Below are 24,778 nucleotides of genomic sequence, written 5' to 3' on the forward strand. Positions count from 1 at the left end.
GCGCTAGCCATTGTTCGGCTTGGCCTCGAGCTTGGGGTGAAACACCGCCATCAGCGAATCATGGATCTTGCGCTGCCGCGGCTTGCTGGTGATCTTCTGACCGATCAGGTCGGTGACATAGAACACGTCGACGGCCTTTTCGCCGTAAGTGCCGATATGGGCCGAGCCAATGGTCAGGTTAAGATCGGCGATCTGATGGGTCAGCGCATGCAGCAGGCCGGTGCGATCGAGCCCCGAGACCTCGATAACCGTGAATTTTTCCGAGAGGGCGTTGGAGACGGTGACCTGGGTGGGCAGGGCAAAGGGTTTCAGGCGGCGATTGAGCCGGCTGTCCTTGCCCAGATCGATCAGGATATTGCGCTTGCCCTGCAGCAATTGCTTGACGGTATCGATGATGCGGGTGGCGCGAACTTTTTCGTCTTCATCGGAAGTGAAGGCGCGGCGCAGGCGGAAGGTATCGATGGCGCGGCCGTCGCGGGTCGAGAAGATCTGCGCCCCGATGATCGACGCATCCTGCATGGTACAGGCGCCAGCGATCAGCGAGAGCAGTCGCGGGTGGTCAGGGGTGTAGAACGACACCTCGGTGATGCTCTCAAACGCCTTAATGCGGATCGATCCGGCAAAGGCTTCATCGGTCTTGTCAGCCAGCCGTATCATGCGGGCATGTTCGACCTGCAATTCGGGTTCGGCGCGCAGCCAGTAATGGTCGTAATGGCGCGCGACATAGGTCTGGACCTCTTCGGTCGGCCAGGCCTTGAGGCTATCGGCCAGTTCGGCGCGGGCCTGATTGATGCGGTCGGACTGGGTGACCTGGCTGTGGCCGCCCGAGAGCAGCGGCTCGGTGGCATAATAGAGCGCGCGCAACAGGCTGCCCTTCCAGCCGGTCCAGACGCCGGGCCCCACCGCGCGAATATCGCAGGCGGTCAGGATCATCAGCAGCGCCAGACGCTGGGGGGACTGCACCACATCGGCAAAGGCCTTGGCGGTTTCGGGGTCCTGAATATCGCGGGCCTGAGCGATCTCGCTCATCAGCAGGTGATATTCGATCAGCCAGGAGACGGTGTCTGTTTCAGCGGCGGACAGACCCAGACGCGGACAGAAGCGGCGGGCAATGCGGGCACCGGCAATGGAGTGGTCCTCGGGACGGCCCTTGGCGATGTCATGGAGAAACAGCGCGACGTAAAGCAGGCGCGTATCGTTGAGCTGGGGCAGCAATTCATGGGTCAGCGGCAGTTGATCGGCCAGTCCGCCATTGGCGATGTCAGCCATTACCCCGATGGAGCGGATCAGATGCTCATCGACGGTATAGTGGTGATACATGTTGAACTGCATCAGAGCGACGATCTTGCCAAATTCGGGCACGAACTTGCCCAGAACACCGCTCTCATTCATTTGCCGCAAAATGCGCTCGACCGATTTGGGCGATGTCAGAATGGTCAGAAAATAGCCATTGGCCCGGGGATCGGTCCGCACCTTCCTGTCAATCAGGCGCAGCGAGCGCGAGATGCGCTTGATGGCGTCGGGGTGAAACAGCAATTGTTCACGCCCGGCGACCAGAAACATGCGGATCAGATTGACCGGGTCGTTCTCGAACACATCGGGCGAGGCGATGTTGAGCCGGCCGGTGTCGAGCACGAAATCGGTCTCGCCCTTGATCTTGCTGCGGCCCGGGCGGAACGGGGCCAGCACGCGGCCCACCAGATCCATATCCTTGGCGTGATTGAACTCAAGCGAAGCGCAGATGATGCGGGTCAGATCGCCCACATCCTTGGCGACCAGAAAATAGCGCTTCATGAAGCGCTCGACACCCAGCATGCCGACACGCTGGGCATAGCCCATGCGTTCGGCCAGCTCGGGCTGCATGTCGAAGGTCAGCTTTTCCTCGGCGCGGCCGGTCAGGAAATGCAGATGGCAGCGCACGGCCCAGAGGAAGTCGTCGGCGCGGGTAAAAATCCGGTATTCGGAGGCGCTCAGCACCCCCTTGCCGACCAGTTCATTGCTGGTCTTGACCTGATAGAAATACTTACCGATCCAGAACAGCGTATTGAGGTCGCGCAACCCGCCCTTGCCGTCCTTGATATTGGGTTCAACGACGTAGCGCGTATTGCCCATGACCTTGTGGCGCTCGTCGCGCTCGGCCATTTTGGCGGCGATGAACTCGGGGCCGGTCCTGGGCATGATCTCGGTTTCAAACCGGTGCACCAGCTGGCGGAACAAGTCCTTGTCGCCGGCCACAAAGCGCGCTTCAAGCGTGGCAGTGCGCACCGTCATGTCGGCGCTGGCCATGCGAATGCACTCATCGACCGATCGGACGGCATGGCCGACCTTCTGGCCCAGATCCCACAGCATATAGAGAATGTACTCGGTGACCTGCTCGCCCCAGGGCGTCTGCTTGTAGGGCAGGATAAACAGCAGATCGATATCGCTGCCCGGCGCCAGAGTGCCGCGGCCATAACCGCCCACGGCGAGACAGTGCGATGGCTTCGGCGCCAGAGGGATTGTCGACCGGATAGACACGGCGCGTGGCAAACATGTGCACGGCGGTGATGATCTCGTCCTGGGCATTGCTCAGGTTCTGGGCGCAGCGAACACCCTTGCCGCTGGCGATCAGCTCGGCCTCGGCCTGCTTGCGGGCCTGGGCCAGGGTCTCGCGGATATGGGCGAGCACAGCGGCGCGCGCGGCACTGGACTTGGGCGCGTGATCACCAATAGCAGCATCAAGCTCGCCCAGAATGGTCTGGGCGGACTTCAGGGCGAATAGCGATTTTCGCGGCTTGGCTTCAGCTTCGACGAGCGTCATCGCGGATTTTCTTTAGTTCGTAGAGCGCTTCGATGGCTTGTTTGGGTGTCATCTCGTCGGGGCGAACCGCGTCGAGCGCTGTGAGTACGGGATCCTTTTGCACCGGGGCCGGAGCCACATTATGCGCAAAGAGCGGTAAATCATCTAACACGGTGGCTTTCTGGCTGGAAGAGGCGGTTCCGGCCGAGCGCTGTTCCAGAACAGTCAGCACCTGACGGGCACGGGCGAGAACCGGCTCGGGCAGACCCGCCAGTCGTGCCACCTGAATGCCGTAGGAGCGGTCCGCTGCCCCTGACCCCACCTCGTGCAGAAAAACAACCTCGCCCTCCCATTCGCGCACCTTCATGGTGACATTGGAGACCCGGCTGAGGGTTTTGGCGAGGCTGGTCAGCTCGTGGAAATGGGTGGCGAACAGTGCGCGGCAACCCGTGGTTTCATGCAGCGCCTCCACGGCAGCCCAGGCGATGGAAAGGCCATCAAAGGTTGCCGTGCCGCGGCCGATCTCGTCGAGCACCACCAGCGAGCGGCGGGTGGCGCGATTGAGAATGGCGGCAGTCTCGACCATTTCAACCATGAAGGTGGAGCGGCCATGAGCGATGTCGTCGCTGGCGCCGACGCGGGAAAAGACCCGGTCGATGACACCGATATGGGCAGAAATGGCGGGCACAAAACTGCCCATCTGCGCCAGAATGGCAATCAGTGCATTCTGCCGCAAGAAGGTGGACTTACCGCCCATATTGGGACCCGTGACCAGCCAGAGCCGGCCGCCGCCGCTGGCATCGTCACCAGATAGATCAGCATCATTGGCAACAAAGCTCTGGCCCTCGGCCATGACCATGTCTTCGACGACCGGGTGGCGGCCGCCAACAATGTCAAAGGCCAGCGAGTTGTCGATATCAGGACGGGTATAGCGGCGCGTGGCGGCCAGATGAGCCAGCGCCGTGGTGACATCGGCCTCGGCAATGGCGTCGGCCAGACCGCGCAGCACATCGGTGTGGTTGAGCACATCGTAGCGCAGGCTGGCAAAGACCTTGCGCTCAATATCGAGCGCGGCTTCGTGTGCCTTGGCGATGCGCCCTTCGAGATCGGCCAGCTCGGTGGTGGTGAACCGCATGGCATTGGCCATGGTCTGGCGGTGGATGAAGATGTCGCGGTGCGGCTCTTCAAGCAGCTTGGTGCCATGGGCGGCTGGCACTTCCACGAAATAGCCCAGCACACCATTGTGCCGGATTTTCAGGGAGCGAACATCGGTCTCCTCGATCAACCGTGCCTGCAGGGCCGCCACCACGTCCCGTGTCTGGCTTGCCAGAGCCCGCTCGTCATCAAGGGTCTGATCATAGCCCTTACGCACAAAGCCACCGTCACGGCTGAGCAGGGGAACTTCATCGTCAAGCGCCAGCGCGAGATGGGAAGCCAGCGGTAGCGGCGCTGCAGCCAGAGTCCGGGCCAGTCGAACAAGAACTGCGGGCGCATCGGCCAGATCGGCAATATGGGCAGATAGCGCGGCGGCGGCGCTGATCGCCTTGCCGATGGCGACCAGATCGCGTGGACCACCGCGGTCCAGCGCCAGCCGGGTGAGGGCACGGGCCAGATCGGGTACCGCCTTGAGGTCGGTGCGCAGCCGACCGGTCAGCATGGTATCATTGGCCAGCAATTGTACCGCATCAAGGCGTTCGTTGATCTGACCAGCATCGGCCAGCGGCGCGGCCAGACGGGCCGAGAGCAGGCGCGAACCGGGGGCGGTCACCGTCAGATCGATGACGTGTCGCAGCGAACCGCGGGCCTGACCGCGCTGGGTCTGGTGCAGTTCCAGGCTGGAGCGGGTGGCCTGATCAATGGCCAGGTATTTGCTGGTGGTTTCGGCCTTGGGCGCGCGCAGGGCAACGCCGACCCCCTTCTGGCTTTCGCGCACATAGGCGAGGATCGCCCCCAGAGCCGAGCGGCTGGCGCGCGACAGGATCGAGGGATCGAACGTGTCGTCGGGGAAGGCCTCGCGCAGGGTTGCCGTGGCGGCTTCGCTGTCAAAACTCTCGGGGGGCGCTGCGTGGGCGATATCGGCCCAGCCGGGCGCGAACAGATGCCGGTCGACGAGGGTCAGCCGGGTGGCTTCGGTTAGCAGGAATTCGGCAGGATTGATGCGGGCCAGTTCATCCTGAAGCTGTTCGGCGGTCAGATCGGCGGTAAAGGTCTCGCCGGTCGAGACATCGGCCCAGGCCAGAGCGAAATCGGTGTCGCCATGGCGCACCATTGACAGGGCAGCCAAAAAATTGGAGCTGCGCGCATCGAGGTGATCATCCTCGGTCAGCGTGCCAGCGGTGATCAGGCGGACAACGTCACGGCGCACCACCGATTTGGCGCCGCGCTTTTTAGCTTCCTTGGGGTCTTCCATCTGCTCGCAAATGGCGACGCGATGGCCCAGCTTGACCAGCTTGTTGAGATAATCATTGGCGGCATGGATGGGTACGCCGCACATGTGGATGTCTTCGCCCAGATGCTTGCCACGCTTGGTCAGCACAATGCCCAGCGCAGCACTGGCGATCTCGGCATCCTCAAAGAACAGTTCGTAGAAATCGCCCATGCGATAGAACAGCAGATAGCCGGGATTGACCGCCTTGATCTCGAAAAACTGCGCCATCATCGGCGTGAGGGTGGCCGGTGGCGGGCTGGCGACGGCCTGGGAAGAAGTCTTGTCCATAAGCTCGGGCGGTTCGCGATCAAAAGAGCGCAGAACTTAGGCGCTTCGCAACCAGAAGCCAACCGGGCACAGCGCTGCTGCGACCCGGTTTGCCAGTGGTTTTTATCGTTTGAGCGGACCGCTCCAGCTGTAGGGGGCAGAGCGTGCGCAGGCGCGGTCCGGCGGGGGCGGGCAACGGCCTATTGGCGGATCAGCGATGCGTTGTCGATCAGTTTGCGGTAAAGGTGCCAGGTGGCATGGCCAAAGATCGGAATGATGATGGCCAGGCCGACAAAGAGCGGGATGGTACCGATGAACAATCCGGCCCCGACCAGGGCGCCCCAGGCCAGCATTGGCAAGGGGTTCTTCAGCACGGCGCGGAACGAGGTCTCGACCGCAACAAAGGCCCCGACATCGCGATCGAGCATCAATGGAAAGGCGATGACGCTGGTGCACAGCGTGGCCAGCGCAAACAGCGCGCCCAGCATGGTGCCCACGATCAGCAGGGTAGTGCCGCCCGGTTCGGTGAAGATCTGCGCGAGCAAGCCGTCCAGCGTCTGCGGCGTGGTGGCGCCGAACAGGCTTTCATAGAGCGCCTGCGCTGTGGTCAGCCAGAGCGTGAACAGCACCAGCAGCATGACCCCGACAGCGGCAATCGAGCCAATGGCGGGAGATTTTAGCACGTCGAAGGCATGGCCCCAGGAGGCCTCAAGCCCCTGTTCGCGGCGGCGAGAGATTTCATATAGGCCCAGGGCGGCAAAGGGTCCGATTAGGGCAAAGCCACCGATCAGCGGATAGAGCAGGGGCCATGTGTGGTAGCCGTTCATCCACACGGTCAGCACGATGCCGACAATGGGATAGATGATGGCCAGCATGGCGTAGTGGCTGGGCTTCTCCCAGAAATCGGCGAGCGCCAGACGCAGGACATCGCCCAGGTCTGCGATCGAAATGTGGCGAATGACAGGCAGGTCGAGCTTGTCGCCGGCACCGGAAATCACATGGAAATGGGCCATGTCCGTCCTCCTCCCCTGTTGCAGAGAGCGTGCGCCAGGACGGCCAGTCAGATACGGGGCGGTCGAAGCGAACGCGGTCTGAGAGGGGTGAGGTTAAACCCGAACCGGGGCGCTGTCTGCCCCGGCTTGGGATATCGTGATCAGATTTCGTAGCGATCGGAATGATGCTGGACGGGGCGATAGGTGAAGTAGTCGAAATCGGCCGTCTTGGCCGTGCCGTTCAGGTCCTGTGCCGCCACGCCCACAAAGGCACCGGTGAAGCTGCCATGGGCCTGGTGCCCACCACACTCGTCCGAGAGCAGCGAGGCATCGAGCACCGGGCCGACCGGCTGCAGATCCTGACCTTCGAGGGCATAGAAGAACTGCAGGGCGCGGCCACGGATGGTGAGCGCCAGCCGGATCTTGCCGGTATCGGGGATCGATACAGGATCGGCCGGGAATTCCAGATTGCCATCGGGCCAGCTCATCTCCGAGCTCATGATCAGCAATTCGCGTTTGCCGTCAGAATGGGCTGTCACCGCCAGATAGAAGAAATTGTAGCGGCTGTAATAGGCGGTCAGACCCGCCATGGTCCGCTCATCGGCAGGCGTAAAATCGACGGTGGTTTCGGCATCATAGCTGAAATGAGTCTGGCGGCGGGCCACCAGCGACTGCTCGAACCACGAGCCAATCGACTCCCGGCCGATCAGGCGCAGCTTGCCACTATCGGTATTGAAGATGCGTTCTGGCTCGGGCGTGCGCAGCCACTGGAAGTCAACGGGCAAGCCCTTGTCGAAGCTGTAGCGCTGCTCTGCCCAGTAGGATGTCTCGTCACGGGTGCCGGGCACCTCGACATGCAGCGATGGCACGGGACCCTGTTTCACGTGAATCCAGTCGTCATCGCCCCAATAGGCTTCCTGGATCGCGGTTTCGCGGCCCAGAACACAGCGACGATCCTGCGTGGTGGGGCGACCGGTCAGATGCACAAGGAAGGTCTTGCCCTCGGGAGTCTCGACCAGATCGCCATGGCCGGCCCGCTGCAGGGCCGCAAACGGCGCGTCCTTTGAGGTCAGGATGTGTTTGTCGGGATGGGTTTCGTAGGGACCATCGATATTGCGCGAACGGGCAAAGGTCACCGCATGATCATAGGCTGTGCCGCCTTCCGCGGTGAGCAGATAATACCAGGGTTTGCCGTCCTTGCCGTTGCGCTTGTAGAGGTGCGGACCTTCGACCAGCTTAAGGTCGGTGCCCTGATAGATATTCTTGACCGGCCCGACGAGCTTTTCGGCGATCGGATCAAACTCCTGCAGCGCAATACCGGCGAACAGCAATGGCCGGCGGCGGTGGTCCCAGGTCATGTTGACGAACCATTTGCGGCCATCATCATCGTGGAACAGGCTGGGGTCGAAACCCGAGGAATTGGTATAGATCGGGTCGGACCAGGGGCCCTCGATCTTATCGGCCCAGACGATGTAATTGTGCGCGTCCTTGAACGAGCCGTCCTTGCGCTTGACGTCGGTATAGACCAGCCAGAATTTTTCGCCGTCATGGGTGAGGCAGGGGGCCCAGACGCCACAGCTATCGGGGTCGCCGCGCATGTCGAGCTGGGTCTTGCGGTTGAGCGGACGCGTCACAAGCGTCCAGTTGGCGAGGTCCTTGGAGTGGTGGATCTGCACGCCTGGAAACCATTCAAAGGTCGAGGTGGCGATATAATAATCATCGCCGACGCGCAGAATGGAGGGGTCCGGATTAAAGCCGGGCAGAATGGGATTGGTAATTTGCGGCATGATGGGGGCCTTTGCGAAGCGAAATGCCAACACCACAACCACGCGTCACCCTCGGGCTTGTCCCGAGGGCTTTGCACTTGCGGTGCGCTGGTAAATGAAGGGCCCTCGGGTCAAGCCCGAGGGTGACGATCCGTCCCTGCGAATCAGACGAAACGGTTGATCAGGTTTTCGAGATATTCCTGCTGACCCGAGCGTGGCTGCGGGTTGATGTTTTCCGCCTCGACCTTGGCAGCCAGATCGGCCAGTGACACCTTGCCATCAAGGATCGCCTTGCCATCGGGCGAATTCCAGCCGGCATAGCGCTCGTCGACCGTCTTGTCATAGGTGCCGTCTTCGATCAGGGCCGCAGCGGCCTTGAGCGAGCGGGCGAGCACATCGAGACCGCCAATGTGGCCATGCAGCAGGTCAGCCGGGTCGATCGACTGGCGGCGCAGCTTGGCGTCGAAGTTCCAGCCACCCGAGTTCAGCCCACCGGCCTTGAGGATCTGGTAGAAAGCCAGCGTGGTTTCGGGAACATTGTTGGGGAACTGGTCGGTGTCCCAGCCGGACTGGATGTCATTGCGGTTAGCGTCGACCGAACCGAGAATGCCCAGCGAGGCAGCCAACGCCAGTTCGTGCTCAAAAGTGTGGTTGGCGAGGAAGGCGTGGCCGACCTCGATATTGCACTTCACATCCTTTTCCAGACCGTACTTCTTGAGGAAGCCATAGACGGTGGCGACGTCAAAATCATACTGGTGCTTGGAGGGTTCCTGCGGCTTGGGTTCGATCAGGATCTGGCCCTTGAAGCCGATCTTGTGGGCATGCTCGATGACCATGTGCAGGAAGCGGCCCATCTGGTCCTGTTCCTGACCGATCTTGGTATTGAGCAGGGTCTCATAGCCCTCACGACCACCCCACAGCACATAGTTGGCGCCACCCAGTTCGTGGGTCAGCTCCAGCACGTTCTTCACCTGGCCAGCGGCATAGGCAAAGACCTCCGGATCAGGATTGGTGGCGGCGCCCGACATGTAGCGACGGTTGGAGAACAGGTTCGCGGTGCCCCAGAGCAGCCGGGTGCGGCTGGTTTCCATCTTGCGGGCGAATATCTCGCCAATGGCGCGCACGTTGCGGTTGGATTCGGCGAGCGTGGCGCCTTCGGGTGCAATATCGGCGTCGTGGAAGCAGAAGAAGGGCACATCGAGCAGATCGAACAGTTCGAAGGCCACATCGGCCTTCATGCGCGCGCCATCCATACCATTGTCGAACCAGGGACGATCATAGGTGCGACCGCCAAACGGGTCGCCGCCCTCATAGGCAAAAGTGTGCCAGTAGGCGACGCCGGGGCGGATATGATCCTCCATGCGCTTGCCAGCGACGATCTCGTCCTTGTTGTAGTGGCGATAGGCCAGCGGATTGGTGCTGTCTGGCCCTTCAAACTTTACCGGCGCAATGCCCTTGAAAAAATCAGTCACGAAATTGCCTCCTCGATGGCGGGGTAGAGCGCAGAAAAGCGCGCATATTGATCGGAATAGGCGGCCGACAGGGTCTTGTCGGGCGCAATGACAGTCTTGATTGGCGGCATGGTCATCACCGTGGATGGGCCGGCGCCCTCCGCAGCGCACAGCCCAAGGCGGGCAGCCCCCAGAGCGCCGCCAAAGTCGCCGTCCTCGGGCAGGGCGATTTCCATGTCGAGATTGGTGGCGATCATCTTGAGCCACAATGCGCTTCTGGAGCCACCCCCACTGCCAGCAGGCGATCGATCCTGGTGCCGGCGTCAGCCAGCACGCGCTGGCTGTCGCGGAAGGCAAAGGTCACGCCCTCCATGACAGCCTGGGCGAGCCTAGCCGGGTCGGAAAGATGGCTAAGGCCGACAAAGCTGCCGCGCGCGCCCGCATTGTTGTGCGGGGTGCGTTCACCCGAAAGATAGGGCAGGAAGATTTCCTCGCCCGGCCCAGTGAACTGGGCTTCGGCGGCACCAGACAAGGCGGCCTGTTTCTGGCCGGTGATCTTGCTCAGCCAGTTCAGCGAATCGGTGGCCGAGAGGATCACGCCCATTTGGTGCCAAGTATCGGGCACGGCATGGCAAAAGGCATGCACGGCACCTTCGGTATTGGGGCGGAACTTGTCGTTGGAGACGAACAGCACGCCCGAGGTGCCCAGCGAAACGAAGCCTTCGCCGGGCCGAATGGCACCAATCCCGCAGGCCGAGGCGGCATTGTCACCGGCACCACCGGCGACCACGACATTGGCATCCATGCCCCAGCGCTGGGCAAATTCGCGTTTCAGCGCGCCCGAGGGGGCCGAACCTTCGACCAGCGCCGGCATGTGGCCGCGATTGAGGCCGGTCACGGCCAGGAGTTCATCGGACCAGTCGCGCTTGCCGACATCGAGCCAGAGCGTGCCGGCGGCATCGGACATGTCCTCGACATGCTCGCCGGTCAGCAGAAGGCGGATATAGGCCTTGGGCAGCAGAACCTTGGCAATTCTGGCGAAGATTTCGGGTTCGTGCTTGCGCACCCAGGCAATCTTGGGGGCGGTAAAGCCGGGCATGGCGATATTGCCGGCAATGGCGCGCAAACCTGGCAGCGCCGCTTCCATTTCGACGCATTCAGCTGCCGAGCGACCGTCGTTCCACAGGATGCAGGGGCGCAGAACGTCGTCATTCTTGTCGAGCAGGGTGGCGCCATGCATGTGGCCGGACAGGCCAATGCCGCGCACCGCGGCGAGTTCACTGGGATGCGATTTGGACAGCGCGTCCACAGCAGCCAATGTCGCTGTCCACCAGTCGGTCGGGTTCTGTTCGGACCATCCGGGATGGGGGCGCACGGGCTCGACAGCGGCAGCGGAGGCTTCGCCGAGCGCGCGGCCATGCTCGTCGATCAGCAGGACCTTGACGCCCGAAGTGCCGATATCAATGCCGAGATAGGTCATGAGGCACGTACCTCAAGTCTGGTCATGTGAAACATCTGAACGTCCTCCCAGCCCGTTTCGGGCCACGCCGGTTTGATGAATGGCGCTGTTATTAGCGCAGATTGTCGCGCAGGAAAATACCGATTTCAATGGGGTCGGCCGCGCCGATGGTATTACCACCCAAAGCCAGGGTCCGTGCAGCGGTCAGCGCCTCACGAATTTCGCCGTCCGGATTCTGGTCCAGAACAACGTCGATGGCGCCCGATTGCAGGCCCCGTCGGGTGGGTTCGGTCAGTTCATGGGCAATGACGCGAATGGCGCCTGAACGCGCCGATTCCTCAAGCGCCGCTACAAGACCGGCATTACCGGCACCCAGATTATAGATCCCTGCCAGATCGGGGTGGCGTGCCAGCAAATCGCCGACAATGGCCTGGGTTTCCCGACGCTCGTCATGCCCCTCAATGGGCCCAAGCAGTTCAACGGCACCAAATTCGGCGGCCAGAGCAGACTGAAAACCACCAAGCCGATCAATATGATCGCGCAGATGCAGCGAACCGGCGATGACGGCAACCTTACCGCCCTGGGGCAGGAAGCGCCCCATCAGCGAGGCTGCCGTGCGACCCGCCGCGACATTGTCGATACCGATGAAATGGCGGCGCTGTGTGCCGGGCAGGTCGGACACCAGAGTCATGACGGCTATGCCGCGCCGCGTGGCATCATCGACAGCGGTGACCACCGATGGCTCCTGGCTGGCAACAATGATGGCGCAATCGCAATCAGGGGGTTCAAGCGCGTCCAGGGCCTGGGCCAGCGCGTCGCCATCGAGTGCCTTGATGCGGCGGGTGCGGATATGCATGCGCTCGGCCAGGGCGGGTCCGGCGCGGCGGGTCACGGCCTCGGCGAGGCTGGTCATGAATTCATTGGAGCCATCGGGAATGAAGAAGCTCAGGCGCAGATCGCGCGCTCGTGCCAGCAGCGAGGCCGACAGATCACGCTGAAAGCCGATTTCGGCGATGGCAGCCTCGACCTTTTCAGCCGTGACGGCGCGGACGCCGGGTCGGCCATTGAGAACCCGATCCACGGTGGCGAGGGATACGCCGGCAGCGCGGGCCACGTCATGGACGGTGGCGCGGCGTTTCAACCCGATCTCGTTCACGCATGCTCCTTGAATTGCCTGGCCGGAGCTTTGGCAGTCATCACCAAAAGGTCAAGTGCGACGTTGCAGCTATCGGCGAAAGCAGGATAGACCTTGCGCCAAATTCACAAGGGGGAGCTGACCATGGCCATCGCGGTCTCGAATTTCGGCACGTTCAACGACAAGCGGGTGGATCAGTTTCGGCTGGTCAGCGACACCGGGGTAACGGTCGATCTGATCGGTTACGGCGTGGCTGTCCGCGACTGGCGGGTGCCGGTTGCCAATGGGGAGCGCACCGTGGTGCTGGGGTTTGATAGCCTTGAAGCCTATCTCGAACACAGCCCGCATTTCGGCGCTCTGGCCGGCCGGGTAGCCAATCGAATCAAAAACGCATCGTTTGAGCTGAACGGCAAGACCTACCAGTTGCCGCCCAATGCCGGTTCGCTGCAATTGCATGGCGGCGAGGAAGGTCTGGGACGCCAAGTCTGGCAGGGGCAGGTCGATGAGGCCAATAACGCGGTGCGTTTCACCCATTTCAGCCCGGATGGCGCCATGGGCTATCCGGGCAATGTCAATTTCTCGGCGACCTATTCGCTCAAGGGCAATGCGCTGCGCCTCGAGCTCGCCGCCACCACCGATACGGCGACCCCGATCAGTCTGGTACAGCACCAGTATTTCAATCTGGGCACGACCGATGACGTGCTGGACCACGCCATTCAGGTCAATTCGAGCGCCATTACCGAGCTGGGCGACGATCTGGCACCAACGGGGGCCATCCTGCCATCACGCGGCACCAAGTTTGATTTGCGCACCCCACGCACCATGCGTGACGCGGATGGACATCCCGTGGCTTATGATGTGGGCATGGTGCTCGATACCGGCCGCAAGCATGCCGACCCGATCGCCACGGTCGTTGCGCCGGATGAGTCGCTGACGCTCAAGCTGTGGAGCGACCGGCCGGGCGTACAGGTCTATAACGGGGTATGGACCGATGTTCCCGTGCCGGGCCTGAATGGCAAGCATTATGGCAAGCATTCGGGCTTTTGCCTTGAAGATCAGGCCTTTGCTGACGCCGTGCATAATCCGCACTTCCCCAATGTGATCTATTCGCCAGAGCGGCCCTATAGCCATTGGTGCGAAATCGAGATCGGCTAAGACCTGACCTGCGCCACGCTGCTGCCACCGCCCGTCAGCAGCGTGGTGAGATGATGCTCCTGCAATAGTGCAGGAGGCGAGAATGGCACGAACCAAGCGTGTCCGGACGGCTCTGGCTGGTGCAGCGCCTGGCGCCGTTCCGGCGATCTGGGGTGCCGGAGCGGCTGAGGAGATCTGGTCATGGACAAGACCGAGCGGCTGTTCGCCATTATGGATGCCCTGCGCCGCCACCGACGCCCGGTCACCGCCGCCGCGCTGGCCGAGGAGCAGAACGTTTCGGTGCGCACGCTCTATCGCGACGTCCAGACCCTTATCGGGCTGGGTGCCCCGATCGATGGCGAAGCGGGGGTTGGCTATATGCTGAAACCCGGATTTTTCCTGCCGCCCCTGATGTTTACCCCCGAAGAACTCGAAGCGCTGGTGCTGGGCGCGCGCTGGGTCGGGGCACAACCCGATGATGGGTTGGGGGCCGCCGCCCACAATGCTTTGGCCAAGATTGCCACCGCCTCGCCCGAAGACCTGCGCGACCGGATCAATGATACCGGGCTGTGGCCCGTGGCGGTGTGGAGCACCAAAAAACCGATGCCGATATTGGGGCAGGTGCGGCAGGCGATGCGGACCGAAAGGGCGCTACGCATTGCCTATTCCGATGAGGCTGGAAATCCATCCGAGCGCACCATCTGGCCGGTGCAACTGGCCTATTATGAGGGCAAGCAAACCATTGCCGCCTGGTGCTGTCTGCGCAATGCATTCCGTAATTTTCGCACTGACCGCATCGTCACGCTAACGGTGACAGAGGCGCGCTATGGCAAGCGCCGGGCAGTGCTGGAGCGCGAATGGCGCGACAGTTGGCCCGAAGAATTCCGCCATCTCGGACCCGATCGGTCCTGAAGTCGGTTACATCCGGGCATAGAGGCTTTCGGGGCGGTTGGCCTGATCGAGCTCGAAGCGATGGTCGGCCGGAGGATGGGCGCGCTGGCCGCATTCCATGCGCGGACAGATGCGGCAGCCCACGCCGATCGGGACCATCTGGCTGTCGCCGGTCAGGTCCATGCCATCGGAATAGATCAGCTCCTTGGCATGGTGGATCGAACAGCCCAGACCGATCGACATATAGCGGCGCGGCGCATTGTAGCGGTGGTCGCCTTTGACGATGGTGCGGGCAATACAGAAATAGCGCTGCCCGTCGGGCATCTGGCTGAGCTGGATATTGATCCGTTCTGGCGCCAGAAACGCCGAATAGATATTCCAGCGCGGGCAGGCGCCCGAGTGGCGCGGAATATGGATGCCCGAAAGCGAGAAGCGCTTGGAGATATTGCCGGCAATATCGGTGCGCACCAGATGCAGCGGAATGCCCGATGCACCAGGGCGTTGCAGCGTGGTCATGCGATGACAGACCTGCTCGAAACTGGCGCCAAAACGGCGCCCAACGCGTTCGATATCGTAGCGATAGTCGCGGCAGGCACGCAGAAACGGCTCATAGGGCATGATCAGCGCGGCGGCGAAATAGGCCGAGAGCACATTGCGCGCCAGGATTGGCGCATCGCCCTCGGGCAGGCTCGACGCCGCGATAATCGCCTCGATTTCACCTGCCACCGCCAACTGCCCCAGTTGATGGGCCACCAGAAACAAAGCGGATTCGGTGGGCAGAATGTCGGAGACCAGCAGGTGGCTGCGTCGCTCGTCGAACTGGCGGGCAATGCCGTGGGGCAATGAGGCCAGTCGCGTTTCGACACCGAACACGTTGAGCAGATAGATGCGCAGGCCGAACTCGAAGCTGTCACCCGAGCGGTCAATATCGGCGCGAACACGTTCTGCGGCTGCCTCAAGCGCCGGGAAGTGGTTGGCATTTTCCTGCAGGAAGTCGGAAATCGCGTCCGTTGCCAGATGAAAGGGTTCGCCGACGCCCTCTGCGGCGGGCGTTCCACTGGATTTTGCGACCAGACGATAGCGGTCATAGAGCTTGAGAATGGCGCGGGCGGCCGCCGGATTGGCCTGGGCCAGATCGCGGATTTCAAGGTTCGTCACGTCGCTATCAGCAAAGATGTCGTCGCCAAAGGCTTCCATCAGATCGCCCAGCAAGCGTCCCTCATCGCTGTCGACCAGTTCGCCCGGTTCGACGCCGAAATGGCCAGCAATGGCAAACAGCAAGGGCACGGTGACCTTGCGCCGATTGTGTTCGATCAGATTGAGATAGCTGGCAGAAATACCGAGCGCCGCAGCCAGATCAGCCTGCGCCAACTTGCGCGTCCGGCGCAGGCGCTTGATGCGCCCGCCAATCTGCATGTCTGCATGCTCGTTCATCGGCTCCTCCCGGCAATTTTGCCAGCATTTTCTTTACAGTATTTACAAAAACGACATGACGACTTGTGTCGCACTTTACAGCGTTACTGGGCCTTGTGCGCTTATTCCTTGCATGTTTGAGGCATTTGTCAAATCTTTACAGACACAAACGAGGAGACTTTCGGATGAGCCCTTCAATCAGCGAACGCGAAGAATACCTGACCATCATTGCCCCGACCGCCGTTGAGGCCATGGCCCAGTTCAAATCCCGTAACCTGGCCAGCCAGGGCTATGCCATTGCCGGCAAGATCGGGCGGCACCAGTTTTCGCTGGTGGGCGGGCAGGGCAGCACCGAGCTGTTTTCCGGCGACGGCATGATTGCTGCCACCTTCAGCCGCAAGGTGCTGGCTTCGTAGACAGGCCAATCGACAGCGCACAGCAGACCACACCCCTTTGTTCCACGTGAATCACTGAATACGCCGGCCCACCGGACCGGCGGAGCCATGCCCTGAGGAGGAAAACATGCTCGACCAACCAAAATTTGCCGCCCCCGACTACGCCCCGGATCGTTGGCGCAATATTGCCCGCAACTATGCACCCAGCGATGTGGAGCGGCTGGCGGGTTCACTGCCCATCCGCCACACCCTGGCCGAGCACGGCGCCAGGCAATTATGGAACCTGCTGCAGAATGAAGACTTTGTGCCGACGCTGGGCACGTTTACCGGCAATCAGGCAGTGCAGCAGGTCAAGGCGGGGCTCAAAGCGATCTATCTGTCGGGCTGGCAGGTGGCGGCAGACGCCAATAGCAGCGGCAATATGTATCCTGACCAGAGCCTTTACCCGGTCGATAGCGTGCCCGCCGTGGTCAAGCGCATCAACAAGGCGCTGCAGCGCGCCGACCAGATCCAGACCATGGAGCGCACCGACGGTATTTCGACGACAGATCTGGATTTCTTCGTGCCCATCATTGCCGATGCCGAGGCGGGATTTGGCGGGGCCCTGAACGCGTTCGAGCTGATGAAGGCAATGATCGAAGCGGGCGCGGCCGCCGTGCATTTCGAGGATCAGCTGGCGAGCGAGAAGAAGTGCGGCCATCTCGGTGGCAAGGTGCTGGTGCCGACCAGCCAGTTCATCCGCACGCTCAATGCCGCCCGGCTGGCCGCCGATGTGATGGGGGTGCCCACGCTGATCATGGCGCGCACAGATGCCGAAGCCGCCCGACTGATCACCTCCGACATTGACGAGCAGGATGCACCCTTTGTCACCGGCGAACGTACCGCCGAAGGGTTCTACCGGCTCAAGGGCGGTATCGATGCTGCCATTGCCCGCGGTATTGCCTATGCGCCCTATGCCGATCTGATCTGGTGCGAGACCAGCAAGCCCGATCTGGCCGAAGCCCGCAAGTTCGCTGAAGCGGTGCGCAAGGTGCATCCGGAACAGATGCTGGCCTATAACTGCTCGCCCAGCTTCAACTGGGCCAAGCATATGGACGAAGCCGCCATGGCCAGCTTCCAGCGCGAGATTGCGGCGATGGGCTATAAATACCAGTTCATCACGCTGGCCGGCTTCCACAATCTGAGCCTGTCCACCTTTGAGCTGGCCCGCGCCTACAAGGCCGATGGCATGGCGGGGTATTCCCGGCTGCAGCAGGCCGAGTTCTCGGCAGAACAACATGGGTTTTCAGCGGTGCGGCACCAGCGTGAAGTGGGCACGAGCTATTTCGATGCGGTCTCGATGGCAGTCAGCCAGGGCAAGAGCGCCACGACCGCAATGGGCGAATCAACCGAGACCGCCCAGTTCCACTAGCCCGCTCAGGGCTAGGCGACGCTGACCCAACCCAGGGCCAGCGCCGCCAGCCCGATCACATGCACCAGCGCAATGGTCCAGGTGGCGGCAACAAAGCGCGGTTTGACCGTCTTGTGGCGATAGACTTCCTGGGCTGCCAGCCCGCCGATAATGCCAAAGCAGAAATCGACGACATGCAGATTGGTCTCACTGACCCGCCATCGGCCGCTGAGCGCATAGAGCTTGTCGAAGCGATAGAGCAGGGCGGATGCCGCTCCCATCAGGGCATAGCTACCACCAAACCAGACCGGCACACGCTCGGTCGCTATGGCCAGCAGAATCAGCAGGGTCATCACCGTGGCCGCCGCAGTCCGCAGCCCCACCTTGTAGCTCGACAACGAGCTCGGTGAGCGCTTGATGTCGCGCATTGTCCGATTGGGTATCGGGGCGGCCTGGGACACCGCGACATTGATCGCGGCAGGGCGGCCATTGCGGCCGGTAGCGATCGAAAAGGTCAGCTGATCGCCAATGCGGGGACGCAATTGGCCATCAACGAGCTTGGAAATGTGGACATAGAAATCATTGCCCGCCTGATCGCGCACGAAGCCGTAGCCGCCCTTATTATTCCACTGCACCAGCTCGCCAGAACGCGTCATCACACCCTACTACTTTCAGGCCACAGACTTATTCGCTGCGCGTTAACGAGGTCTGATCGGAAAGCAGCTTGGTCAACAAAAATGGCCAGCATTGGGCCGGGCGCGAGCCTCAGCCCGCTGGCAACGCGTAACCAGACGGATTCACGTGAAACACTTATCCACGCAGTTATGCACAGGTCTTACCCCCTCAGACCTGCTGGCGTTGCAGCGCCAGGCGTACCGGCTGTTCAAACCCCGACGCCAGGTCATCCCAGAACCGGTCGTGCAGGGGGGCAGGGAATACCATACGTCCCGGCAGGGGATCGCCTGGTCCGATCCATGCAGCCTCGATAATGGACTCATCGAGCGCAGGATTGCTGCCCAGGTCGATTTCACCGGCGCAGTAGTCAGCCAGAAACCAGAATTTCATGGTGCGGTCATCAGGGCTCCAGACCTCGTCGAGATAAGCCAGACGTCGCGCTGTCACGCGCAGCGCGGTTTCTTCAAAGGTTTCGCGTTCGGCGGCGGCCTCGAGGGTCTCATTGCCCTCCACACCACCGCCAGGCGGGGCCCAGAAGTCATAGCGGTCCGGCTTGAAATGGCGCAGCAACAGCAGGCGACCATCGCGGATCACCAGCGCCCCGGCGGAAATGCGATGTCGCATCAGGCTTGCCCCAGATTGAGCCGATAGCTCAGCGCTTCGGCGATATGCGGGCGCTCAACCCGGTCGACGCCGGCCAGATCAGCCAGGGTCCGTGCCACTTTGAGAACCCGATGATAGGCGCGGGCGGATAGATTGAAGCGCTCTGCGGCCTGCAGCAACAGGGTCTGGCTGGCCTTGTTGGGATTGACCACCGATTCAATCAGGCTGGGGCCGGCTGCGGCGTTGTTGAAGACGCCGGGTGCCCCGTGTTCGAGAAAGCGCTGGCGCTGGCGCTCGCGCGCTCTGGCAACGCGTGCCGCGACTTCAGCAGAGCTTTCAGCGGTTGTGCCGGGGGCGATCATATCGGCGGCGGTGACGGCGGGGACATCGATGCGAATATCGATACGATCCAGAAACGGTCCCGAGACGCGGCTCTGATAGTCATCGACACACGCCTTGCCGCGACGACAGGTGTGACCGGGCGTGCCTGCCAGGCCACATTTGCATGGGTTCATCGCCGCGATCAGTTGCACCCGGCTGGGATAGCTGATGCGGACATTGGCGCGGGCAATCACCGTCTCGCCGGCCTCCAGAGGCTGACGCAGACTGTCGAGCACGGCGGGAGCGAATTCGGGCAATTCGTCGAGAAACAATACGCCGTTATGAGCGAGGCTGACTTCGCCGGGGCGCACCTTGAGCCCCCCGCCCACCAGCGCGGCCATGGAGGCCGAGTGATGCGGCGCCCGAAAGGGGCGGCGATCCGATATGGCCCCACCCACCAGCTCCCCCGCAATAGACTGGATCATCGACACATCGAGCAGTTCGCGTGGATTGAGCGGTGGCAGGATGGAGGGCAGGCGTGCTGCAAGCATGGATTTGCCGGCCCCAGGAGGACCGATCATCAAAAGGTTATGGCCACCAGCGGCAGCCACTTCGAGGGCACGGCGGGCTACTAACTGGCCACGCACCTCGTTGAGATCAGGCAGGCCGCTGGTGGGCACGAACTTGCGTGGCGAGGGGCGCGGTGCCAGTTGATGGCCAGTCAGATGATTGACCAGCGCCAACAGGCTGTCGGCAGCAACAATATCGAGATCCTCGCCGGCCCAGGCGGCTTCGGCGCCCGATTGCGCCGCGCAGATCAGGCCCAGTTCGCGCCCCTGGGCGGCAATGGCGGCGGGCAGAATGCCGCCGACATGGGCCAGGCGGCCATCGAGTCCCAGTTCACCCAAGGCCAGATAGCCATCCAGCGCATCCTGGGGCAGGGCGCCTATGGCGGCCATGATGCCCAGCGCGATAGGGAGATCGTAATGGCTGCCTTCCTTGGGCAGGTCGGCCGGTGCGAGATTGACGGTGATGCGCTTGGGCGGCAAGCCAATGCCTGAGGCGACGAGCGCGGCACGGACGCGTTCGCCACTTTCCTTGACCGCCTTGTCGGGCAGACCCACCAGAATGAACTTGGGCATGCCGGGCGCGATCTGCACCTGCACATCGACCGGCACAGCCTCAATGCCCTCAAACGCTACAGTGGCAACACGGGTGACCACGGCCTGTTCCCCCAAACCCTGCGGCAAATCTAGCAAAGCCTGTCGATGGGAACAAGAACGTAAAGCGAACGGAAAATGGCCTGTTAACCACGCCAGCTGCCTTACTGGTTAACCTAAGCATCCATTAACCGCGCCATGTTGATTCAAATGCAGATTTTGTACCTGCGTAGAGTTTGCCCCAGATGGTTTTCAGCCGCCCATTTCCCTCGTATTCCGCGATCGCAAAGGGTGCCGTGGCCGCATTGCTGGCCGGGTTTGTTGTAGCCTGCTCGTCAGGCGGCGGACTTTATGGCCCCATTCAGGGCGATAACCGGCCCCATTCGGGCGTCGACCGGGCGCGCGGCATGCCGGTGCAGGGCATCGACGTGGCGCGCTATCAGGAAAATATCGACTTCCGTACCGCCTTTCAGTCGGGCATCCATTTCGTCTTCATGAAGGCGACCGAGGGCAAGGATTACCTCGACCCCAATTTCCGCACAAACTGGGTACGGGCACGCGATGCCGGCATGCCGCGCGGTGCCTATCACTTCATGACCTGGTGTTCGCTGGCCTCCGAACAGGCGGCCTGGTTTGTCGCCAATGTGCCCAATGATCCCGACGCGCTGCCGCCCGTGCTTGATCTGGAGTGGAACAATCACTCGAGCTGCAAGAACAAGCCGAGCCGCGCCGATGCGCTCGAAAAGATCCGCCTGATGCTCGACGTGATGGAGCGCCACACCGGCAAGCTGCCGCTGATCTATACCGATATGAACTTTCACCGCGATGTGCTCGAAGGCGAGTATTTCCCCAATGCCTTCTGGCTGCGTTCAACCGCTGCCGAGCCCCATGAGCGCTATTCGAACCGCACCTGGACGTTCTGGCAGTGGACACAGACCGGCGTGGTGCGGGGTGTGCGGGGCGAAGTTGACCGCAACGCCTATTACGGCGACCAGAATGACTGGCTGACCTTCCTGCAGACCGGGTGCGATCCGCGCGCGATTGCCGCGCTGGCGCCAAGCGGGCGCTGTCAGGCCGCCAAATAGTCTAGCCCTTGCCAGCGCAAGGGGGCAGGTCTAGCGTCAAATCGGTATTGATGTCGGCCCTCTGGCCGGCACTGAGGAGAATGTGAGATGGCCAAGGGTCAGATGCGCAGCAATAAAGAAGCCAAGAAGCCGAAGAAAGACAAGGTTGAAGCCGCCAAGCCGATTACCGGTCTTGGCTCAGGCAGCACCGGCAACTCGGCAAAGAAGTAGACTTTAAGATGCGAGATGTCTGGGGGCGGTCGACATGGTCGGCCGCCCTTTTGCATGGGGCCTATCGCTCAGGTGGCGTCGAACACCAGGGGTGTGAGCATTTCGGAGCGCACCGGTGTGGCGGTCGAGGCGCTGGCGGCAAACATGGCCATAATCAGTAGAGCGAGAAGAGCTGCAACACGCATATTGGCGTCCTCCTAGTCACGTCATGGCCCTTGATGTGCGCCACCTCACGCGCAGGGTCAATCTTAGCGTTAAGACTTGCTTAACGGTAAAATTTTACGGATTTGCGGGGTTTGGAAGCCGTTGGCCGGCCCCAGCGGGCAGCCTCAGCCGCCCAGAATGCCGCTCTGCTTGATGCCGTCAAAGACGAATTGCACCGCCAGGGCGGCGAGCAGAATGCCGACGACGCGGGAGACCACCGCCAGGCCGGTGACACCGAGCAGGCGCTGGATGGGAATAGCCACCAGCAGGGTAAGCCAGGCCAGAAACAGGATCACCACCACCGCAACCAGCACGGCCCAGAATTCCAGGTCCGTCTTGGCGCCGGTGGTCAGCAGGATCACCGCGCTGATGGCGCCTGGACCAGCCAATAGAGGCATGGCGAGCGGGAAGACGGCGATGTCATCGCGCTGGCGGGCCTCGACCTCTTCCTCGTCGGTGGTGCCGGTGCCGCCCGAATGACGGGCAAACACCATGTCGATGGCGATCAGGAACAGCAGCAGGCCACCGGCGGTGCGCAGGGCCGGAATAGAGATCCCGAACAGATCCAGGATCACATTGCCCAGCACACCGAAGGTGAGCAGGATCACGGCCGCAATGAGCACGCCGCGGGTGGCAAAGGCAAAGCGTTCCTTGGCCGAATTGCGCTTGGTGAGCGCAGCGAAGATGAAGGCGATATCGGCCACGCCCACGGTGGCAAACAAGGTCGCGAAGGCGGCCAGAAATGTCGTTGTGGGCATGACGCTGTTCCCGAATTTTTCCTAGAGGTAACGGGTTAGGGTGGTTTTGCCCACCCCGGGCCTAGCTGGCGCGACGCTTTTCGATGGCGTCCCAGATCATGACCGCGATATCGGGACCACCGAAGCGCTTGATCTCGCGGATGCCGGTGGGGGAGGTGACGTTGATCTCGGTGAGATAGTCGCCAATCACGTCGATACCGACAAAGATCATGTCGCGTTCCTTGAGCGCCGGGGCGATCGCGGCACAGATTTCGCGCTCGCGAGCGGTCAGTTCGCTCAGCTCGGGCCGGCCGCCGACATGCATGTTGCTGCGCGCCTCGCCATCGGCGGGAATGCGGTTCAGCCCCGCCACGGGTTCGCCATCAATTATGATGATCCGCTTGTCGCCCTTGCGCACGTCGGGCAGGTATTTTTGGATCATGAAGGGTTCGCGGTAATTGGCCTCGAACAGTTCGAGCAGGCTGGCCAGATTGTGGTCGCCCTCCTGCAGGAAGAAGACGCCCGCGCCGCCATTGCCGTAGAGCGGCTTGACGATGATGTTGGTGTGCTCGCGGCGGAATTGGTGGATCATGGCCCGGTCGCGCGTCACCAGGGTTGGCGGCATCAGCTCGGGGAAATCGGTGACGAGGATCTTTTCGGGGGCATTGCGCACCGCCGCGGGCGGATTGACCACCAGCGTCTTGGGATGCAGCCGCTCGAGCAGATGGGTGATGGTGATGTAGTTCATGTCGAAAGGCGGATCCTGACGCATATGGATCACGTCCTGTGTCGACAGATCGACGCGGGTTTCCTCGCCGAGCTGGAAATGCTCACCCTTGGGCCGGTCGAACACTTCGATTGAGGCCGCCAGCGCGGTCACCACATTGTCGCGCAGCGCCAGCGTGTCAGGGGTGTAGTGCAGTAGCTTGTGGCCGCGCGCCTGCGCCTCGAGCATCATGGCGAAAGTGGAATCGCCGGTGGGATTGATGGTGGCTACATGGTCCATCTGGACCGCGACTTTGAGCGTCATGGTGTCTCTCAGCTAGCGTCGAAGGCGTTGATGACATGGCGCGGCCATCGCCAGGGTGCAAGGAAAATCACGTCAAATCGCATATCGGTATCGGCTTTGGCGGGGTTGCGGGCCAGCCAGTAATCGGCTGCGCGGGTGATGCGGCTGGTATTGACCGCCTCGAGTGTCTCGGCTTGCCGCGCTGCCGTCCTACGAGCCTTGACCTCGACAAATACGGTGGTGCCGAAACGCTCTGCAATTAGGTCGATTTCGCCGACCGGGGTTTTGTGGCGCCGCGCGATGATGCGGTACAATTTCAACTGCAGGAACAGCGCGGCCAGCGCTTCGGCACGATGACCACCGCGATAGGCGGCGATGCGCGCCTTATTTTTCGGCTTTGAGGGCGAGCGCTGCATTGTAGACATCCTTGCGCTTGAGCCCGTAGCGCGCCGTGACTGTATCGACGGCGGCGCGCAGGGGCTGATCGGCCATTTCCTCGAGCAGGGCGGCTTGCCAGTCGGCAGCGTCGGGAGCGGATGGCGCGGCAGCGCCAGCCACGACAATAACCGCCTCGCCCTTGGTTTCGCCTTCAGCAAAGATGGCGGCCAGTTCGGCCAGCGTGCCGCGATGCACCCGCTCATAGCGCTTGGTCAGTTCCAGCGCGACGGCGGCCTGGCGCTCGCCGAAGATCTCGGCCATCGCCGCCAGCGTATCGTCGAGACGGCGCGGGCTTTCATAAAAGACCATGGTTTCACGTGAATCGCCCAGCGCCTTGATGGCATTGGCGCGGGCGCCTGCCTTGGGCGGCAGGAAACCGTGAAAGGCAAAGGCGTCGGTGGGCAGGCCCGCCACCACCAGCGCCGAGAGCAAGGCCGAGGCCCCCGGAATGGGAAAAACGGGCTGGCCCGCTTCGGCCATGGCGCGGATCAGCGGAAAACCGGGATCGGACAGCAAAGGCGTACCCGCATCGGAAATCAGGGCGAAGGTGGCGCCGGCGGCGATGCGGGCGACGATATCGTCGGCCTTGGCGCGCTCATTGTGCTCGTGCAGGGCAATGCGGCGGGTCTTGATGCCATAGTGGTCGAGCAGGCGAGCAGACATGCGGGTGTCCTCGCACAGCACCGCCTCGGCCGCGGCCAAGGTCTCGAGCGCGCGGATGGTGATGTCGCGCAGATTGCCGATCGGGGTGGCCACAACATACAGGCCCGGCGCCAGTGGCGGCGCGGTGAAGGTGTTGCCGGCAATGAAATAGCCCGGGCTGGTTTCAGCCATGA

19 protein-coding genes and 2 pseudogenes are annotated in these 24,778 nt (G+C 62.0%); 6 read left to right on the forward strand and 15 right to left on the reverse strand.

Annotated elements, in window-relative coordinates:
• Window positions 1-3: 3 nt before the first annotated feature.
• From AC0L37_RS18390 to AC0L37_RS18420, 7 genes and pseudogenes are all read right to left on the reverse strand, one after another.
• Window positions 4-2,800: pseudogene (locus tag AC0L37_RS18390) on the reverse strand ([protein-PII] uridylyltransferase).
• A complete protein-coding gene (mutS, locus tag AC0L37_RS18395) occupies window positions 2,781-5,495 on the reverse strand; it encodes a DNA mismatch repair protein MutS (RefSeq protein WP_282222399.1) in 2,715 nt (904 codons plus the stop codon). Before mutS ends, AC0L37_RS18390 begins: the two are co-directional and overlap by 20 nt.
• A gap of 179 nt (window positions 5,496-5,674) precedes the next feature.
• Window positions 5,675-6,487 carry a DUF2189 domain-containing protein gene (locus tag AC0L37_RS18400; protein ID WP_282222398.1) on the reverse strand — a complete coding sequence of 271 codons (813 nt, stop codon included), beginning with the start codon at window positions 6,485-6,487 and terminating at the stop codon, window positions 5,675-5,677.
• Window positions 6,488-6,627: 140 nt separating this feature from the next.
• Entirely contained in the window at window positions 6,628-8,253 is a 1,626-nt protein-coding gene (locus AC0L37_RS18405; protein ID WP_282222397.1) for a glycoside hydrolase family 43 protein, read from the reverse strand.
• Window positions 8,254-8,396: 143 nt separating this feature from the next.
• Entirely contained in the window at window positions 8,397-9,704 is a 1,308-nt protein-coding gene (gene xylA, locus AC0L37_RS18410) for a xylose isomerase (RefSeq protein ID WP_212660045.1), read from the reverse strand.
• Window positions 9,701-11,163 (reverse strand): annotated as a pseudogene (xylB, locus tag AC0L37_RS18415) (xylulokinase). The gene xylA and the pseudogene xylB overlap by 4 nt, the downstream one beginning before the upstream one ends.
• 91 nt (window positions 11,164-11,254) lie before the next feature.
• Window positions 11,255-12,298, reverse strand: coding sequence for a LacI family DNA-binding transcriptional regulator (locus AC0L37_RS18420; RefSeq protein WP_282222396.1), 1,044 nt, complete (start codon window positions 12,296-12,298; stop codon window positions 11,255-11,257).
• 123 nt (window positions 12,299-12,421) lie between these two features.
• Here AC0L37_RS18420 and AC0L37_RS18425 point away from each other — a divergent pair, with 123 nt between their 5' ends.
• Together AC0L37_RS18425 and AC0L37_RS18430 are read left to right on the forward strand one after the other, a co-directional pair.
• The gene (locus tag AC0L37_RS18425) at window positions 12,422-13,432 is read left to right on the forward strand and encodes an aldose epimerase family protein (RefSeq protein ID WP_212660043.1); all 1,011 of its coding nucleotides are present in this window, start codon (window positions 12,422-12,424) and stop codon (window positions 13,430-13,432) included.
• A gap of 180 nt (window positions 13,433-13,612) precedes the next feature.
• Window positions 13,613-14,323 (forward strand): helix-turn-helix transcriptional regulator, encoded by a 711-nt coding sequence (locus AC0L37_RS18430; protein ID WP_282222395.1) that lies wholly within the window; start codon window positions 13,613-13,615, stop codon window positions 14,321-14,323.
• Window positions 14,324-14,329: 6 nt separating this feature from the next.
• Here the strand turns inward: AC0L37_RS18430 and AC0L37_RS18435 are convergent, their stop codons facing one another.
• Window positions 14,330-15,736 (reverse strand): helix-turn-helix domain-containing protein, encoded by a 1,407-nt coding sequence (locus tag AC0L37_RS18435; protein ID WP_282222394.1) that lies wholly within the window; start codon window positions 15,734-15,736, stop codon window positions 14,330-14,332.
• Window positions 15,737-15,900: 164 nt separating this feature from the next.
• Between AC0L37_RS18435 and AC0L37_RS18440 the strand changes: the two genes are divergently transcribed.
• Window positions 15,901-16,131, forward strand: coding sequence for a hypothetical protein (locus AC0L37_RS18440; RefSeq protein WP_212660040.1), 231 nt, complete (start codon window positions 15,901-15,903; stop codon window positions 16,129-16,131).
• Between the two features lie 106 nt (window positions 16,132-16,237).
• Window positions 16,238-17,521 carry an isocitrate lyase gene (aceA, locus tag AC0L37_RS18445; protein ID WP_269371371.1) on the forward strand — a complete coding sequence of 428 codons (1,284 nt, stop codon included), beginning with the start codon at window positions 16,238-16,240 and terminating at the stop codon, window positions 17,519-17,521.
• 11 nt (window positions 17,522-17,532) lie between these two features.
• Here aceA and AC0L37_RS18450 read toward each other — a convergent pair whose 3' ends face one another.
• The 3 genes from AC0L37_RS18450 to AC0L37_RS18460 form a co-directional block, all read right to left on the reverse strand.
• Window positions 17,533-18,156 carry a DUF1294 domain-containing protein gene (locus AC0L37_RS18450; protein WP_282222393.1) on the reverse strand — a complete coding sequence of 208 codons (624 nt, stop codon included), beginning with the start codon at window positions 18,154-18,156 and terminating at the stop codon, window positions 17,533-17,535.
• Window positions 18,157-18,343: 187 nt separating this feature from the next.
• Window positions 18,344-18,799, reverse strand: coding sequence for an NUDIX domain-containing protein (locus AC0L37_RS18455; RefSeq protein ID WP_282222392.1), 456 nt, complete (start codon window positions 18,797-18,799; stop codon window positions 18,344-18,346).
• Window positions 18,799-20,322, reverse strand: a complete 1,524-nt coding sequence (locus AC0L37_RS18460) for a YifB family Mg chelatase-like AAA ATPase (protein WP_282222391.1) — start codon at window positions 20,320-20,322, stop codon at window positions 18,799-18,801. Before AC0L37_RS18460 ends, AC0L37_RS18455 begins: the two co-directional genes overlap by 1 nt.
• A gap of 233 nt (window positions 20,323-20,555) precedes the next feature.
• Here AC0L37_RS18460 and AC0L37_RS18465 point away from each other — a divergent pair, with 233 nt between their 5' ends.
• Together AC0L37_RS18465 and AC0L37_RS18470 are read left to right on the forward strand one after the other, a co-directional pair.
• A complete protein-coding gene (locus tag AC0L37_RS18465; RefSeq protein ID WP_282222390.1) occupies window positions 20,556-21,344 on the forward strand; it encodes a glycoside hydrolase family 25 protein in 789 nt (262 codons plus the stop codon).
• An 87-nt stretch (window positions 21,345-21,431) separates the two neighbouring features.
• Complete coding sequence (locus AC0L37_RS18470) at window positions 21,432-21,554, forward strand: hypothetical protein (RefSeq protein ID WP_282222389.1); 123 nt, start codon at window positions 21,432-21,434, stop codon at window positions 21,552-21,554.
• Window positions 21,555-21,883: 329 nt separating this feature from the next.
• On the opposite strand, the gene AC0L37_RS18475 is transcribed toward AC0L37_RS18470, so the two are convergent.
• The 4 genes from AC0L37_RS18475 to rsmI form a co-directional block, all read right to left on the reverse strand.
• Window positions 21,884-22,516 carry a MarC family protein gene (locus tag AC0L37_RS18475; RefSeq protein WP_212660035.1) on the reverse strand — a complete coding sequence of 211 codons (633 nt, stop codon included), beginning with the start codon at window positions 22,514-22,516 and terminating at the stop codon, window positions 21,884-21,886.
• Window positions 22,517-22,577: 61 nt separating this feature from the next.
• On the reverse strand, window positions 22,578-23,525 hold the full coding sequence (gshB, locus tag AC0L37_RS18480; protein WP_269371362.1) for a glutathione synthase: 948 nt from the start codon (window positions 23,523-23,525) through the stop codon (window positions 22,578-22,580).
• An 8-nt stretch (window positions 23,526-23,533) separates the two neighbouring features.
• Window positions 23,534-23,920, reverse strand: a complete 387-nt coding sequence (locus AC0L37_RS18485) for a YraN family protein (RefSeq protein WP_269371360.1) — start codon at window positions 23,918-23,920, stop codon at window positions 23,534-23,536.
• On the reverse strand, window positions 23,889-24,776 hold the full coding sequence (rsmI, locus tag AC0L37_RS18490; protein ID WP_269371359.1) for a 16S rRNA (cytidine(1402)-2'-O)-methyltransferase: 888 nt from the start codon (window positions 24,774-24,776) through the stop codon (window positions 23,889-23,891). Before rsmI ends, AC0L37_RS18485 begins: the two co-directional genes overlap by 32 nt.
• Between the last annotated feature and the right edge of the window lie 2 nt (window positions 24,777-24,778).

Source organism: Devosia sp. J2-20, from assembly GCF_055808475.1.